This window comes from Roseovarius salinarum (genome assembly GCF_002834145.1).
GTDB lineage: Bacteria > Pseudomonadota > Alphaproteobacteria > Rhodobacterales > Rhodobacteraceae > Roseovarius > Roseovarius salinarum.
On sequence record NZ_PHNT01000016.1, the window covers coordinates 1 to 14,839 of the forward strand.

17 protein-coding genes are annotated in these 14,839 nt (G+C 69.8%); 14 read left to right on the forward strand and 3 right to left on the reverse strand.

The window, feature by feature from the left end; all coding sequences use genetic code 11:
• Positions 1–57: 57 nt before the first annotated feature.
• The 6 genes from rimM (at position 58) to CEF10_RS13460 (ending at position 4,146) form a co-directional block, all read left to right on the forward strand.
• A complete protein-coding gene (gene rimM / locus CEF10_RS13435) occupies positions 58–573 on the forward strand; it encodes a ribosome maturation factor RimM (protein WP_101068776.1) in 516 nt (171 codons plus the stop codon).
• Positions 570–1,370, forward strand: a complete 801-nt coding sequence (locus CEF10_RS13440) for a hypothetical protein (protein ID WP_101068693.1) — start codon at positions 570–572, stop codon at positions 1,368–1,370. The genes rimM and CEF10_RS13440 overlap by 4 nt, the downstream gene beginning before the upstream one ends.
• A 70-nt stretch (positions 1,371–1,440) precedes the next feature.
• Positions 1,441–2,259 (forward strand): tRNA (guanosine(37)-N1)-methyltransferase TrmD, encoded by an 819-nt coding sequence (gene trmD / locus CEF10_RS13445; protein WP_101068694.1) that lies wholly within the window; start codon positions 1,441–1,443, stop codon positions 2,257–2,259.
• Between the two features lie 285 nt (positions 2,260–2,544).
• Positions 2,545–2,928 (forward strand): 50S ribosomal protein L19, encoded by a 384-nt coding sequence (gene rplS, locus CEF10_RS13450; RefSeq protein WP_101068695.1) that lies wholly within the window; start codon positions 2,545–2,547, stop codon positions 2,926–2,928.
• Positions 2,929–2,939: 11 nt separating this feature from the next.
• Complete coding sequence (rpmE, locus tag CEF10_RS13455; protein WP_101068696.1) at positions 2,940–3,161, forward strand: 50S ribosomal protein L31; 222 nt, start codon at positions 2,940–2,942, stop codon at positions 3,159–3,161.
• A 175-nt stretch (positions 3,162–3,336) separates the two neighbouring features.
• Complete coding sequence (locus CEF10_RS13460) at positions 3,337–4,146, forward strand: division plane positioning ATPase MipZ (protein ID WP_101068697.1); 810 nt, start codon at positions 3,337–3,339, stop codon at positions 4,144–4,146.
• An 85-nt stretch (positions 4,147–4,231) separates the two neighbouring features.
• Here the strand turns inward: CEF10_RS13460 and CEF10_RS13465 are convergent, their stop codons facing one another.
• A complete protein-coding gene (locus CEF10_RS13465) occupies positions 4,232–5,134 on the reverse strand; it encodes a DMT family transporter (protein ID WP_101068777.1) in 903 nt (300 codons plus the stop codon).
• A gap of 124 nt (positions 5,135–5,258) precedes the next feature.
• Between CEF10_RS13465 and CEF10_RS13470 the strand changes: the two genes are divergently transcribed.
• The 4 genes from CEF10_RS13470 to CEF10_RS13485 all read left to right on the forward strand — a co-directional run bounded on the left by CEF10_RS13470 (position 5,259) and on the right by CEF10_RS13485 (position 10,272).
• On the forward strand, positions 5,259–6,035 hold the full coding sequence (locus CEF10_RS13470) for an aldolase/citrate lyase family protein (RefSeq protein WP_101068698.1): 777 nt from the start codon (positions 5,259–5,261) through the stop codon (positions 6,033–6,035).
• Positions 6,028–6,984 carry a glucokinase gene (locus CEF10_RS13475; protein WP_101068699.1) on the forward strand — a complete coding sequence of 319 codons (957 nt, stop codon included), beginning with the start codon at positions 6,028–6,030 and terminating at the stop codon, positions 6,982–6,984. The genes CEF10_RS13470 and CEF10_RS13475 overlap by 8 nt, the downstream gene beginning before the upstream one ends.
• An 84-nt stretch (positions 6,985–7,068) precedes the next feature.
• Complete coding sequence (gene parE / locus CEF10_RS13480; protein ID WP_101068700.1) at positions 7,069–9,030, forward strand: DNA topoisomerase IV subunit B; 1,962 nt, start codon at positions 7,069–7,071, stop codon at positions 9,028–9,030.
• Positions 9,031–9,597: 567 nt separating this feature from the next.
• Positions 9,598–10,272, forward strand: coding sequence for a hypothetical protein (locus CEF10_RS13485; protein ID WP_101068701.1), 675 nt, complete (start codon positions 9,598–9,600; stop codon positions 10,270–10,272).
• 4 nt (positions 10,273–10,276) lie between these two features.
• Here the strand turns inward: CEF10_RS13485 and CEF10_RS13490 are convergent, their stop codons facing one another.
• Together CEF10_RS13490 and CEF10_RS13495 are read right to left on the reverse strand one after the other, a co-directional pair.
• Positions 10,277–10,615: a c-type cytochrome gene (locus CEF10_RS13490; RefSeq protein ID WP_108723462.1), complete on the reverse strand. Its 339-nt coding sequence runs from the start codon at positions 10,613–10,615 to the stop codon at positions 10,277–10,279.
• 134 nt (positions 10,616–10,749) lie between these two features.
• The gene (locus CEF10_RS13495; protein ID WP_101068702.1) at positions 10,750–12,324 is read right to left on the reverse strand and encodes a lysine--tRNA ligase; all 1,575 of its coding nucleotides are present in this window, start codon (positions 12,322–12,324) and stop codon (positions 10,750–10,752) included.
• 121 nt (positions 12,325–12,445) lie between these two features.
• Between CEF10_RS13495 and CEF10_RS13500 the strand changes: the two genes are divergently transcribed.
• From CEF10_RS13500 to CEF10_RS13515, 4 genes are all read left to right on the forward strand, one after another.
• The gene (locus CEF10_RS13500; protein WP_101068703.1) at positions 12,446–12,871 is read left to right on the forward strand and encodes a tellurite resistance TerB family protein; all 426 of its coding nucleotides are present in this window, start codon (positions 12,446–12,448) and stop codon (positions 12,869–12,871) included.
• Positions 12,868–13,284 carry a L,D-transpeptidase gene (locus CEF10_RS13505; RefSeq protein ID WP_101068704.1) on the forward strand — a complete coding sequence of 139 codons (417 nt, stop codon included), beginning with the start codon at positions 12,868–12,870 and terminating at the stop codon, positions 13,282–13,284. The genes CEF10_RS13500 and CEF10_RS13505 overlap by 4 nt, the downstream gene beginning before the upstream one ends.
• A 94-nt stretch (positions 13,285–13,378) precedes the next feature.
• The gene (locus tag CEF10_RS13510; RefSeq protein WP_101068705.1) at positions 13,379–13,615 is read left to right on the forward strand and encodes an Lrp/AsnC ligand binding domain-containing protein; all 237 of its coding nucleotides are present in this window, start codon (positions 13,379–13,381) and stop codon (positions 13,613–13,615) included.
• A 35-nt stretch (positions 13,616–13,650) separates the two neighbouring features.
• The gene (locus tag CEF10_RS13515) at positions 13,651–14,793 is read left to right on the forward strand and encodes an ABC transporter substrate-binding protein (RefSeq protein ID WP_101068706.1); all 1,143 of its coding nucleotides are present in this window, start codon (positions 13,651–13,653) and stop codon (positions 14,791–14,793) included.
• Positions 14,794–14,839 lie beyond the last annotated feature (46 nt).

Sequence of the window (14,839 nt, forward strand, 5' to 3'; positions counted from 1 at the left end):
CGCCGCGCCGGCGGGCGCTGCCGGCCGCGCGGCGCGGCCGGCGCCCGGGGGGCGCGCGTGAGTGGCGGGCCGGAGCGCGTCTGCCTGGGGGCGGTGGCCGGTGCCTACGGCGTGCGCGGCGAGGTGCGGCTGAAAAGCTTCACCGCCGTCCCCGAGGACATCGCCGCCTACGGTCCGCTCGAGACCGAGGACGGCACGCGCCGCTTCGAGATCACGCTGACGGGCCACGCGGCAAAGGCGCTGACCGCGCGGCTGGACGGCGTGCGCGACAAGACCGCCGCCGACGCGCTGCGCGGCACGCGCCTTTACGCCCCGCGCGATCGGCTGCCCGCGCTGCCCGAGGACGAATTCTACCACGCCGACCTGATCGGGCTGGACGTGCACGACACCGGGGGTGCCCGGTTGGGCCGGGTCCGCGCGGTGCACAACCACGGCGCCGGCGACCTGCTGGAAATCCACGGGGCCGGGCTCACCACGCCCGTACTGCTGCCCTTCACCGAGACGACGGTGCCCACCGTCGACCTTGACGCGGGGCGCATCGTCGCCGACCCGCCCGAGGGCCTGTTTCCGTGACGCGGCGCATCCTCGTTCACCCGGGGTTCCACAAGACCGGGACGACGAGCCTGCAGGACGCCCTCGCCGACAATCCCGTGCTGCTTGCCCCGCACCTTCAGGTGATCGGGCGCGAGGACATGCCGGGCGTCTGCCGCGCCGCCAAGGCGTATTCGGAAACCCGCGACCCCGCCGACCTGGGGTTCTTCGGCTACGAGGTCGCGGCCCTGCTCGAGGCGCAGGACATGTCGGACCCCCGGCCGCTGTTCATCACCAGCGAGGACCTCGCCGGCCACCTCGTCGGGCGCCGCGGCGTGGCCGATTACGCGGCGGCCCCCGACCTCGCCGGCGTCGTGGCATCGGTGGTCCGGCAGGTCGCCGGCACGGGCGCGGCGCTGTCGTTCCTCGTCACCACCCGCCGGCACGGCTGGCTGAAAAGCTGCTACTGGCAGCTTCTGCTGCGTGATCGCCTTTGCCTCGACGAGGCGGATTTCAAGGCACGCCATCGCGGGGCCGCCGATCTCGGGTCGGCGGCCGAGGCGATGCGGCGTGCCGTCGCCCCGTGTCCGCTTGTGCACCGCGCGCTCGAGGACATGACCGGCCCGCTGGGGCCGCTCGACCCGGTGTTCGACCTCCTCGATCTTCCCGGTCCGCTCCGCGCGCGGCTGACCCCTCCCCGGCGGCGCAACACCAAGGGCGGGCCCAAGCTGCGCGCGCGCATGCTGGCGGTCAACCGGAGCGACATGAGCGACCAGGACGCGCTGGTGCGACGCCGCCGCATGCTGCGCCGCTGGCGCGCGCGCCACGGGCTCGAATAGGCGCCGGGGCCATTGCGCCGCGCCGGCCTTTGCCCTTTCCCGCCGCGGGCCGCGGCGGTATAGGGCGCCCATGACGGACACCCCCGACAGGAAACCGCGCTCGCACGGGCGCAAGTCGATCGCGGCCCGCGCGCAGCCGCGCGACCTGATGCCGTCGCGCCCCGATCTGGCCGGGGCGTGGACGGCGAAGGTCATCACGCTGTTCCCCGACGCCTTCCCCGGCGTGCTGGGCGAAAGCCTGACGGGGCGTGCGCTGGATCAGGGCCTCTGGGCGCTCGAGGCGATCGACCTGCGGCGGTTCGGCGCGGGGCGCCACCGCAACGTGGACGACACGCCGGCGGGCGGCGGCGCCGGCATGGTGCTGCGCGCCGATGTCACCGGCCGGGCCATCGAGGCCGCGCAGGACGGCGTGCCGGAGGGCTGGCCGATACTCTACCCCAGCCCGCGCGGCCGCCCGTTCGACCAGGAAATGGCGCAGGAGCTGGCACAGGGTCCCGGCGCCACCTTCGTCTGCGGTCGGTTCGAGGGGCTCGACGAACGGGTGATCGAGCATTACGGCGTCCGCGAGGTCTCGCTGGGCGATTTCGTCCTCACCGGGGGCGAGATCGCGGCACAGGCGATGATCGACGCCATCGTGCGCCTGCGCCCCGGCGTGCTGGGCAACGCGGCCTCGGCGGAGGACGAAAGCTTCTCGTCCGGGTTGCTGGAGCATCCGCACTACACCCGGCCGGCGGAGTGGAAGGGCCGCCCCATCCCCGAGGTGCTGCTTTCGGGCAACCACGCGCGGATCGCGCGGTGGCGCCGGGACCGCGCCGAGGCGCTGACGCGCGCCCGCCGCCCGGACCTCTGGCGCGCCTACCTCGCGCGCCGGGACGAAACCGGCGGGTGACACCGCGCGCCGGGCGGTTTTGTCTTGAATTCCGCGGGCGCATCTGTTTTATGCCGCGCATTCCGGGCGGCGCCGGCGAAGGCCGGGTCCGTTTTCTTCCAGCGGAGGCCGCGCCCCGGCGCGGCCGTGGCACCCGGGCCGGCCGAAAGGCGCGACAGCAAGGACGACCTGCATCTCTGGCGGGCTCACCCGGACGGCCGGGTGGGGACCCGGACGAAGACCAGGAGCTCTGGGGGCGCACGACACCTTTGCGGGTGAAACCGCAAGCAGTTTAGGAGAGAAGCGATGGACCTGATCGCTCAACTGGAAGCCGAGCAGATCGCCGAGCTCGGCAAGGACATTCCCGATTTCAAGGCGGGCGACACCGTGCGCGTGGGCTACAAGGTGACCGAGGGCACCCGCTCGCGCGTGCAGAACTTCGAGGGCGTCTGCATCAGCCGCAAGAACGGCGAGGGCATCAGCGGCACCTTCACCGTCCGCAAGATCTCGTTCGGCGAGGGCGTGGAACGCGTGTTCCCGCTCTACTCGACCAACATCGACAAGATCACCGTGATCCGCCGCGGCAAGGTGCGCCGCGCGAAGCTCTACTACCTGCGGTCGCGGCGCGGCAAGGCGGCCCGTATCGCCGAGGACAACACCTACAAGCCCCGCAAGGGCGCATCGGCCTGAGGAGCGGCGAGATGAAGAAAGACATCCACCCCGATTACCACGTCATCGACGTCAAGCTGACCGACGGCACCGTCGTGCAGATGCGCTCGACCTACGGCGCCGAGGGCGACACCCTGCCGCTCGACATCGATCCCAGCTCGCACCCGGCCTGGACCGGCGGCAGCTCGCGGCTTATGGACACCGGCGGGCGCGTGTCGAAGTTCAAGAAGAAATACGAGGGCCTCGGCTTCTGAGCCGGGCCTCGGCTTGAGACACGGGCGCCGCCCCGGCGGGGCGGCGCCTTGCCTTTGCCCGTTTCCCGCATGCCACGCTGGCGGTCGCAACAATATCTTCCGCTTTGCAATCGGTCCCGCGGTGGATATTGTGCCGACGTAGTCACGGGCCAACACGTGGGACGGGAAAGAGGCCATGGCGCATATCATCGTCGTCGGCAACGAGAAGGGCGGGGCCGGCAAGTCCACCGTCGCGATGCACGTCGCCACCGCGCTTGCCCGGCTGGGGCGGAAGGTCAGCGCGCTCGACCTGGACCTGCGGCAGAAGACGCTGGGCCGCTACATCGAGAACCGCCAGCGGTTCATCGAGAAATCGGGGCTCGACCTGCCCAGCCCCTATTTCCACGCGCTTCCCGAGGTCGACCAGTCCACGCTGAAGCCGGGCGAGAACGTCTATGACCGGCGCCTGTCGGCGGCGGTGGCCGAGCTCGAACCCGACAGCGATTTCATCGTCATCGACTGTCCGGGCTCGCACACGCGGCTCAGCCAGGTGGCCCATTCGCTGGCCGACACATTGGTCACGCCGCTCAACGACAGCTTCGTCGACTTCGACCTTCTGGCGCAGGTGGATGCCAGCGGAGAGAAGATCCTCGGCCCCTCGATCTATTCCGAGATGGTCTGGAACGCCCGCCAGCTGCGCGCGCAGGCCGGCCTGCAACCGATCGACTGGGTGGTGGTGCGCAACCGCCTGGGCGCCCAGCAGATGGTCAACAAGAAGAAGGTGGGCGAGGCCCTGCAGAACCTGGCCAGGCGCATCGGCTTCCGCACCGCGCCGGGGTTCAGCGAACGCGTGATCTTCCGCGAACTCTTCCCGCGGGGGCTGACCCTGCTCGATCTCAAGGACGTGGGCGTCAAGCAGCTCAACATTTCCAACGTGGCCGCGCGGCAGGAGTTGCGCGAGCTGCTCAAGGCGCTGGACCTGCCCGGCGTCGAGGCCGACTTCTGAAACCGCTCATCCGCGCCCGCGCGCCCTTCATCTTGCCCGAAATACTCCGGGGGAGTCGCCCGAAGGGCGACGGGGGCAGCGCCCCCTACGGCACCGGCGGGCCGGCGCGCGGCTGGGGCGCATTGCGCAGCCGCCGCCGCGCGCGCAGCGCCACCAGGTTCGACACGAAAAGCGCGCCGATCACGATGGCGCCGCCGGCCAGCGCCCAGTGTCCCGGGTCCTCGCCGATCACGGCCCAGACCAGCAGCGGCGCCAGCACCGATTCCAGCAGGATCAGCAGCGCCACCTCGGCCGAGGTGATGTAGCGCGGGCCCAGCGTCATCAGGCTGGTGGCCAGCGTGATGAAGGCCCCGTGCCCCAGCACCAGCGGCCACTGGCCCGGCATCGCCGCGCCCGGCGTTGCGAACGGCCAGACCGCCAGCGAGGCACCCAGCATCGCCAGCGGCACCGCGGGCACCATCGAAACCGCGCGCAGCCGCCGGGCCGTCGTCATCGCACCGGCGAAGATCGCCGCGACGGCCAGCGCCACCAGGTCGCCGCGCAGCGCGGCGCCCTCGGTCTCGCCCGAGCCATAGGCGATCAGGCCGAGACCGGCGAACACCCCCGTCATCGTCAGCACGATGCGCCGGCTGATCGGCTCGCCCAGGAAGATCCGGCTGAAGATCGCTGCGAAAACGGGCATGGCCGCGATGATGAACACCACGTTGGCCACGCTCGTCCAGGTCACCGCCAGCACGAAACCCGGCGCGGCGGCGCCCAGCAGCACGGTGTACAGCGCCCCGTGCCAGCCGGTGCGCGCGACGTCGGCGAAACCGCGGGTGCCCTGCACCAGCAGCAGCCCCACAAGGATCGCGCCGCCGGCGGTGACACCCCGCCAGAAGGTGATGGTAAAGGCGTCGGCCTCGATCAGCCGGATGAAAAGCGAATCCGGCACCACGAAGAGAACGCCAAGCGTCGTGATCAGAAGGCCCTTGGCGTGATCGGTCATGACCAAGCTGTTGCCGTTCGGGGCGCGGTTGTAAAGGCCGGACACCGCCGCGCCGGGCTATTCAAACACCGCGCGATGCGGTCTATCCTGCGCGGCAACGCACCCCGGCGAAAGGATCACGCCCATGCCCGCCCCCGAGAACCGATTCAAGACCGCGCTGGCACGGGGGCGAACGCTCTACGGCTGCTGGGCGGGATTCGCCGACCCTTACGCGACCGAGGTCCTGACCACCGCCGGGTTCGACTGGCTGGTGATCGACGGCGAACACGCGCCCAACGACCTGCGCACCGTGATGCACCAGCTCCAGGTGCTGGAGGGGTGCCACAGCCAGCCGGTGGTCCGCTTGCCGATGGGCGAGTCCTGGGCGATCAAGCAGGTTCTCGACATCGGTGCGCAGACACTCCTGATCCCGATGGTGGAAAGCGCGGCGCAGGCGCGCGATCTGGCCCGCGCCATGCGCTACCCGCCCGACGGCATCCGCGGCTCGGGGGCGGCGCTGGCGCGCGCCTCGCGGTTCTCCGGTATCGCCGACTACACCGAGACGGCCAACGACCAGGTCTGCCTTGTCGTGCAGGTGGAAACGCGGGCGGGGCTCGCCGCGCTGGATGACATCCTGCAGGTCGACGGCGTTGACGGGGTATTCATCGGCCCGTCGGACCTGGCCGCCGACATGGGATACCGCGGCGACAGCGCCGCCGCCCCGGTGCAGCAGGCGATCCGGGATGCGCTGGGCCGGGTCGCGGCCTCCGGCAAGGCGGCCGGCATACTCGCGCGCGACGAGGCCCTGGCCCGGCAGTACCGCGACTGGGGCGCGCAGTTCCTTGCCGTCGGGATCGACGTGCTGATGCTGGCACAGGCCGCGCGGGCGACCATGGCCCGCTGGCGCGACGGCGATGCCTGAGGCAGAGGCACAGGCCCCGGCCCTCGTCGCCGACGTGGGCGGCACCCACACGCGGCTGGGGCTGGCCCGGGGCGGCCGGCTGGTCGAGGGCAGCCAGGTCGTTCGCGCCAACGCGGGGCATGGCGGGCTGGCGGAGATGATCGCGGACTACCTGCTGGCGGTCGGGACCGGTCCGCCCGCGGCGATCTGTGCGGGCGTCGCCGGGCCGGTGCGCGGCGACGCGGTGCAGATGACCAACCTCGACTGGCGGATCGAGGCGGCCGCGCTGGCCCGGGCCACCGGCGCCGGGCGGGTCGTGCTGCTCAATGATCTCCAGGCGCAGGCGCACGCCCTGGATGACCTGCCCGAGGGCGCGGTGACGGTGCTTCGGCCGGGCGCGGGCGTTGCCGACGACGCGCGCCGGCTGGTGCTGGGGCTGGGGACAAGCTGCAACGTGGCCGTGGCGCACCGGCTGGGCACCGGGCTGTTCGTGCCGCCCGCGGAATCCGGGCACGCCGGGCTGCCGCACTGCACCGGCGCGCTCGGCCAACTGATAGACCATCTTGCGCAGGAGGCCCCGCATCGCCCGGTGGACGCCGCGTTGTCGGGCCCGGGCCTGGCGCGCATCCACCGCTGGCTGGGCGGGCAGGGGTGTGACGCGCGCGCGGTGGTCGCCGCCCATGCCGCCGGGACCGACCCGCGCGCGACGCGGGCGCTGGCGCTGTTCGCGGAGCTGCTGGGCCGGGTGGCGGGCGACCTCGCGCTGGCGCATCTGCCGATGGGCGGCATCCACCTGATCGGCGGCGCGGCGCGCGCCGTGGCCCCCCACCTGATGCCCCTGGGGTTCGAGGCCGCCTTCACCGCCAAGGGCCCCTATGCCGGGCTGGTGGCCGAGATCCCCGTCGCCCTGGTCGCGGACGACGCCGCCGCGCTGCGCGGGTGCGCGCGGCACCTGGCGGCGGCGGCCTGACCTCTCCGCGGGCGCGGCGAAGGCTTCCGTTGCCCCGCCAAACCTGACAGACTGTGCGCCAACCAAGAACAACGTGAGCAGCCGATGACCGACCTTCTTTCCGGCCACGACCCTGACAGCGGCGACTACGACGCCACCCAGATCGAGGTGCTCGAGGGGCTGGAGCCCGTGCGCAAGCGCCCCGGCATGTACATCGGCGGCACCGATGACCGGGCGCTGCACCACCTCGTCGCCGAGGTCCTCGACAACGCGATGGACGAGGCCGTCGCCGGCCACGCCAGCCGGATCGAGGTGACGCTGCACGCCGATCACGCGGTGACCGTCCGCGACAACGGCCGGGGCATCCCCATCGACCCGCACCCGAAGTTCCCCGGGAAATCCGCGCTCGAGGTGATCCTGTGCACCCTGCATTCGGGCGGCAAGTTCTCGGGCAAGGCCTACCAGACATCGGGCGGCCTGCACGGCGTGGGCGCCAGCGTGGTCAACGCGCTGTCGGAATCGATGGTGGTGCAGGTGGCCCGCAACAAGGAGCTCCACGAACAGCGCTTCGCGCGCGGCATCCCGCTCGGCCCGGTGCAGAAGGTGGGGCAGGCCCCCAACCGGCGCGGCACCACCGTGACCTTCCGCGCCGACGCCGAGATCTTCGGCCAGAACCGCTTCAAGCCGGCGCGGCTGTTCCAGTCGATCCGCTCGAAGGCCTACCTGTTCTCGGGCGTCGAGATCCGCTGGAAATCCGAGGTCGACGACGGCGAGACCCCGGCCGAGGCCACCTTCCACTTCCCCGGCGGGCTGGCCGACTACCTGCGCGAGACGCTGGGCGAGGCGACGACCTATGCCGCCCAGCCCTTCGCCGGCACGGTGGATTTCCAGGAACGCTTCGGCAGCCCCGGCAAGGTGGAATGGGCGATCAACTGGACGCCCGCGCGCGATGGCTTCCTGCAAAGCTACTGCAACACCGTGCCCACGCCCGAGGGCGGCACGCATGTCGCGGGCTTCTGGGCGGCGATCCTGAAGGGCATCAAGGCCTACGGCGAACTGGCGAACAACCGCAAGGCCGCGCAGATCACGCGCGAGGACCTGCAGGTGGGCGGCTGCGCGCTGGTGTCATGCTTCATCCGCGAGCCCGAGTTCGTGGGCCAGACCAAGGACAGGCTGGCCACCGCCGAGGCCTCGAAGCTGGTGGAGAACGCCGTGCGCGACCACTTCGACAACTGGCTGGCGACCGACCCGAAGGCGGCCGGCGCGATCCTCGATTTCCTCGTGCTCAGGGCCGAGGAACGCCAGCGCCGCAAGCAGGAGAAGGAGACGCAGCGCAAGTCCGCCACCAAGAAGCTGCGCCTGCCCGGCAAGCTGGTGGACTGCACCGACCAGAGCCGCGACGGCACCGAGCTGTTCATCGTCGAGGGGGATTCGGCGGGCGGCTCGGCCAAGCTGGCGCGCGACCGCAAGACGCAGGCGCTGCTGCCGCTGCGGGGCAAGATCCTCAACGTCCTCGGCGCGGCCTCCTCCAAGCTGGGCTCGAACCAGGAGATCAACGACCTCACGCAGGCGCTGGGCACCGGGCTGGGCACGCGCTTTCGCCTCGACGACCTGCGCTACGACCGCGTGATCATCATGACCGATGCCGACGTGGACGGGGCGCACATCGCCTCGCTGCTGATGACGTTCTTCTTCACGCAGATGCGCCCGATGATCGACGCGGGCCACCTCTACCTCGCCTGCCCGCCGCTCTACCGCGTCACGCAGGGGGCCAAGCGGGTCTATTGCCTCGACGAGGCCGAAAAGGACGCGGCGGTGCAGCAGGGCCTGGGCGGCAAGGGCAAGGTCGACGTGGCCCGCTTCAAGGGCCTGGGCGAGATGGACGCCAAGGACCTGAAGGAAACCACGATGGACCCGAGAACCCGCAAGCTGATCCGGGTGACCATCGACGAGGACGAGCCGGGCGAGACCGGCGACCTGGTGGAACGGCTGATGGGCAAGAAGCCGGAATTGCGGTTCCAGTATATCTCGGAGAACGCCAGGTTTGTTGAGGAGCTCGACGTCTGACCAGGCTGGGCCGGATTACCGCGCCGTAGGGCGGGCTGCAGCCCGCCATTGCCCAAATTCACCACTCTTACCCCGCGCGGAATCAAGGGCGAAGCCCGCCGCGCGATCGCCGACGCGCCCCCACGCGGCGGCGATTTGGCTACCGCAGGCGCATGGCACGAACTTCGTCCGGACATGGCGACCATAAAGCAGACCATCCCCACCGCCGGATCGCCCCCGCGCCCGTCGGCCATCGCGCGGCTGGATCGGTCTGTGGGGGGTGACGGTAAGTGCGCGTTTGCGCGTTATTGGGGAATAGCCGTGCGCGCTACTGGACCTACACTCTCGCTCGCGCGGGGCCGGGTAAGTGGCGTCATCCGCCACTCTCTTGCCGGCACCGCCCGGCCCGTTCACCCCGCCCGACGCCGCCGCGGGCACCGACGCGATACCGACATCGTCCCGACACGGTGCCGCAACGCCGATTTTCCGTGAAACCAACGGTTTAACCCCGGGGCGCCCCGCCGCCGACGCCGGGGCGGGCGTCTTTTGCGTCTACCCGCCCGGGGCCGGGGCTGGTATCGTCGCGGCATGCGCTGTGCCGTGATCCTCGCCTGCCTGTTGCTCGCCGCCTGTGGCCGCCCCCTGACCCCGGCCGAGGCGGCCTTTGCCACGCGCCTGCACGGGGCGACGCTGGACACCGACCGCGTGCGCTTCGTCAAGGGTGCGCCGGTGGGGTCGGTCACCTACACCCGGCAAAAACGGCCCCGGCTGGCGTGCCGCGAGCGCATCCTGCCGGAGCCGCAGGGCCGCACCGTCACCGTGTCGCCCGCGGCCATCGTCCTGCACAACAAGGTCTTTTACGACCGCGACTGGTATGCCGAGGATTACCTCGACGGTTACCCGGAGCGGATGGACCTTGTCGCGGCGATGCTGTTCGCGCACGAGATCACCCATGTCTGGCAGTGGCAGAACCGGGACGTGACGGGCTATTCGCCGATCCGCGCCCTGCGCGAGCACACCCGCGCCGACGATCCCTACCTGTTCGATGTCGACACGCAGGCCGCGTTCCTCGACTACGGTTACGAGCAGCAGGCGGGCATCGTGGAGGAATATGTCTGCTGCGCCACGCTGGACCCGGACGCGCCGCGCACCAGGCGGCTGGCCGACATGCTGCGTGGCGCCTTCCCCCTTGGCCGGCTGCCGCGGCCCGGCGCGGTGCGCCTGCCCTGGGCGGGCGCCGAGACCGAGGGCATATGCCGTTGATTTTTCAGGGTTCCTGGATGCTTTCGAGATAGGCCAGCAGCGCCGCCAGCGGGCGCGGCGTGGGGGTGAGCACCCCGTCGCCCACGTCGAGCGGCACCGTCTCGCCCTTCAGCAGCGCGCCGAATTCCGGCATCTCCTTGCCCGGCAGGCCGGTGCGGTCGTAGCCGTCGATCACGCTCAGGATCCGCGCCCTGGGAAAATCGCCGTTCACACCGAGTTGCGTGAGATCGGAGGGCGCGGGCGCCATCGCCGCGGCCCAGGGGCCGTCGCCCTTGCCGGCGGGGCCGTGGCACTGCACGCAGTTTTCCATGTAGATCGCCCGGCCCTCGGGCGGTTCGGGCATGCTGGCTGTCGTGGCGCAGGCCGCCAGGACGACACCCAGCACCGTCAGGGATACGCGAATCACGGGGCCTCCCTCCCTCTGGTCCGTAGTGCGCGCAGCCTAGCCGGTGGCCTGCGGGCGGACGTTGATCGGGGTCAACCCAGCTTGCCGGCCAGCGCGTCGTCGATCAGCTTAACGGTTTCGTCGACGCCGTAAAGCGCGATGAAGCCGCCGAAGCGGGGGCCCTGGCTTGCCCCCAGGAGCACCTCGTAGAGGGCCTTGAACCAGTCGCGCAGCGGGTCGAAGCGGTCGCGGCCGACCGAGAAAACAAGGGCTTGCAGCTCTTCGGGGTCGGCGGGGCCGTCCCAGGCGGCGAGCTTGTCGCGCAGTTCCTGCAGCGCCTCGCGTTCCGCTTCGGTGGGCGCGCGGTATTCCTTCGCCGGCGCGACGAAATCCTCGTAGTACTTCACCGCGTGCCCGGCGGCGGCGTCGAGGTCGGGGTGGGTTTCGGGGCTGGCCCCGGGGGCGTAGCGGCGGATGAAGCCCCAGAGCGTTTCCTTGTCGTGCGCGGCCGCGACGCTGGCGAGGTTGAGCAGCATCGAGAAGGGCACCACCAGGTTGCTTTCCGGCACGTCGCCCGAGTGGATGTGGTAGGCGGGGTTGTTGAGCTGCGCCTTGAGGTCCTGCCCGGGGTAGGCGCGCAGTTGCTGGTGGTATTCGTCCACCGCCTTGGGGATCACGTCGAAGTAGAGCCGCTTGGCCGTGCGCGGCTTGAGATACATGAAGTAGGACAGGCTTTCGGGCGAGGCGTAGGTCAGCCACTCCTCCATGCTCAGCCCGTTGCCCTTGGACTTCGAGATCTTCTGGTTGTGCTCGTCGTTGAACAGCTCGTACGACAGCGATTCCGGCGGGCGCTTGCCCAGCGCGCGGCAGATCCTGGACGACACCTTCACGCTGTCGATCAGGTCCTTGCCGGACATCTCGTAATCGACCTCCAGCGCGGCCCAGCGCAGGGCCCAGTCGGGTTTCCATTGCATCTTCACGTTGCCCCCCGTCACGGGAACTTCCACGCGTTCGCCGTCGGGCTCTTCATATACGATGGTGCCCCTGGCCACGTTGCGCTCCAGCGTCGGCACCTGCAGGACATGGCCTGTCTTGGGGCTGACGGGCAGGAAGGGGGAATAGGTCTTCTGGCGTTCCTCGCCCAGCGTGGGCAGCATGATTTCCATGATCTTGTCGAACCGCTCCAGCGCCACCAGGAGCATGTCGTCGAAGCGGCCCGACTGGTAATAGGCCGTGGCCGAGGCGAATTCGTAGTCGAACCCGTAGCTGTCGAGGAAGGCGCGAAGGCGCGCGTTGTTGTGCGCGCCGAAGCTGTCATGCGTGCCGAACGGGTCACGCACCTGCGTCAGCGGCAGGTTCAGGTCCTCCTCCATCCGCTCCCGGTTCGGCACGTTGGTGGGCACCTTGCGCAGCCCGTCCATGTCGTCGGAGAAACACACCAGCTTGGTGGGAATGTCGCTGATGACCTCGAAGGCGTGGCGCACCATGGTGGTGCGCGCCACCTCGCCGAAGGTGCCGATATGCGGCAGCCCCGAGGGGCCGTAGCCGGTTTCGAACAGCACGAAGCCCTTTTCCGGCGGGGCCTTTTCATAGCGTTTGAGCACGCGGCGCGCCTCTTCAAAAGGCCAGGCTTTCGAGGCGAGGGCGGCGTCGCGCAGGTCGGACATCGGTCAGGGCTCCGGGCTGGGGGCCGCGCGTGTCTTGCGCGCGGGTCCGCGGCTTCCTATTGCCCGCGTGACGGACAGTCAATATTCTGCGCCGCAACATGGCGCTTGGAAAGGACACCGCATGGCCGACGAGATTCCGCACCCGCTGACACCGCAGGATTGCCTCGTTGCGGTCATGATCGCGGTATCCGCCTCCGATGAGAACATCCTCACGGCCGAACTCGTCAAGATCGAAGGTCAGATCAATCACCTGCCGGTGTTCGGCGACTACGACACGGACCGTCTCAACAGCATGTCGCAGATGGTGTTCGACCTGTTCGCCGAGGAGGACGGCCTCGATGCGCTGTTCGGTCTGCTGCGCGACAACCTGCCGGAAACGCTGCACGAAACGGCCTATGCCCTGGCCTGCGACGTGGCCGCGGCGGACGGCAAGCTGCAGGAAACGGAGCTGCGGTTCCTGGCCGAGATCCGGCACGAGCTGACCATCGATCGCCTGCACGCGGCCGCCATCGAACGCGGGGCGCGGGCGCGGCACATGACGGCATGATCCGCGCGCTCGCGCTCGTCGTTGCCCTGGCGCTCGCGGCGCCGGCCCTGGCCGCGCCGCTTCTGGCGCGCATCGACCTGTCCGAGCAGGAAATGACCGTTTTCGTCGAGGGGCGCGAGCGCCACCGCTGGCCCGTATCCACGGCCCGCGCGGGCAAGGTCACGCCCACGGGGCTGTTCATGATCGGCACGATGAAGCGGATGCACTATTCCACGATCTACCACGGCGCGCCGATGCCGTGGTCGATGTTCTTTCACGGCAACTACGCCATCCACGGCACGACCGAGGTCGAGCGTCTGGGCCGCCCGGCCTCGGCGGGCTGCGTGCGCCTGCACCCCGACCACGCCGAGCGGCTGTTCAAGCTGGTCCTGGCCCACGGGCGCGAGAACACGCTGGTCGAGATCGTCAGGTGACCGGGGCGCGGGCCGGGCACCGCGGCCAAATTCGCCGTTTTCATTCGCGCCAAAAACCGCTCTAAATGGGCGCGCGTCACAAGAGGGGGGAAGCATGCGCTGCGTCTTCGTGAACATCCGTTGCAAGCCGGGCACGTCGTATCGCGTGGCCGAGGACATCGCGCTGCGCGAGATCCACTCGGAGCTTTATTCCACCAGCGGGCCGTTCGACCTGCTGATGAAGCTCTACATCCCCGAGTCCGAGGACGTGGGCAAGTACATCAACGACAACCTGCTCGACATCGAGGGCATCGAGCGGACCGAGACGACGCTGACCTTCAAGGCGTTCTGAGACAATAAACCGGACCAACAAGGGAGACGGGACAAATGAAACTGAGATCACTGATCGCGGCGGCCTGCATCGGCGCGCTGGGCACGGCGGCGGCCGCGTCCGAGGATACCGTCAAGGTGGGCATGATCACCACGCTGTCGGGCGGCGGCGCCGGGCTGGGCATCGACGTGCGCGACGGCTTCCTGCTGGCCATCGAGCAGGCGGGCCGCGACGACATCGAGGTCGTCGTCGAGGACGACCAGCGCAAGCCCGACATCGCCGTGCAGCTTGCCGACAAGATGATCCAGTCCGAAAAGGTCGACGTGCTCACCGGCATCATCTGGTCGAACCTCGCCATGGCCGTGGTGCCCAGTGCCACGGCCCGCGGCAAGTTCTACCTGTCGCCCAACGCCGGGCCGTCGAAGCTGGCCGGTCAGGGCTGCCATCCCAATTACTTCAACGTGGCCTGGCAGAACGACAACCTGCACGAGGCCGCCGGCGGCTACGCCAACGACGCGGGCTTTTCCAACAGCTTCATCCTCGCGCCCAACTACCCGGCCGGGCAGGACGCGCTCGCCGGCTACAAGCGCATCTACGACGGCGAACTGGCGGGCGAGGTCTTCACCAAGCTCGGGCAGAAGGATTATGCCAGCGAGATCGCGCAGATCCGCGCCTCGGACGCCGACAGCGTGTTCTTCTTCCTGCCCGGCGGCATGGGCATTTCCTTTCTCAAGCAGTATGCCGACAGCGGGCTCGACCTGCCGGTGGTCGGCCCGGCGTTCAGCTTTGACCAGGGCATCCTGCAGGCCGTGGGCGAGGCCGCGCTGGGCGTGAAGAACACCAGCCAGTGGTCGAAGGATCTCGACAACGCGGCCAACACGGCCTTCGTCGCGGCGTTCCAGGCCGAATACGGCCGGCTGCCCTCGCTCTATGCAAGCCAGGGCTACGACACGGCCAACCTTCTCATGTCGGCGATGGACGCCGCCGACGTGGGTGACGCCGAAGGCTTCCGCGCCGCCCTGAAGGCCGCCGATTTCGACAGTGTTCGCGGCGACTTCGAATTCGCGGCGAACAATCACCCGGTCCAGGACATCTACGTCCGCGAGGTGATCAAGGAGGGCGATGTCTTCACCAACAGGATCATCGGCACCGCGCTGGAGGATCACAGCAACGTCTATGTCGACGACTGCAAGATGTAACCGGCCCACGGGCGGGCGCCGCGCGTGCCCGCCCCCCGGCACAAGG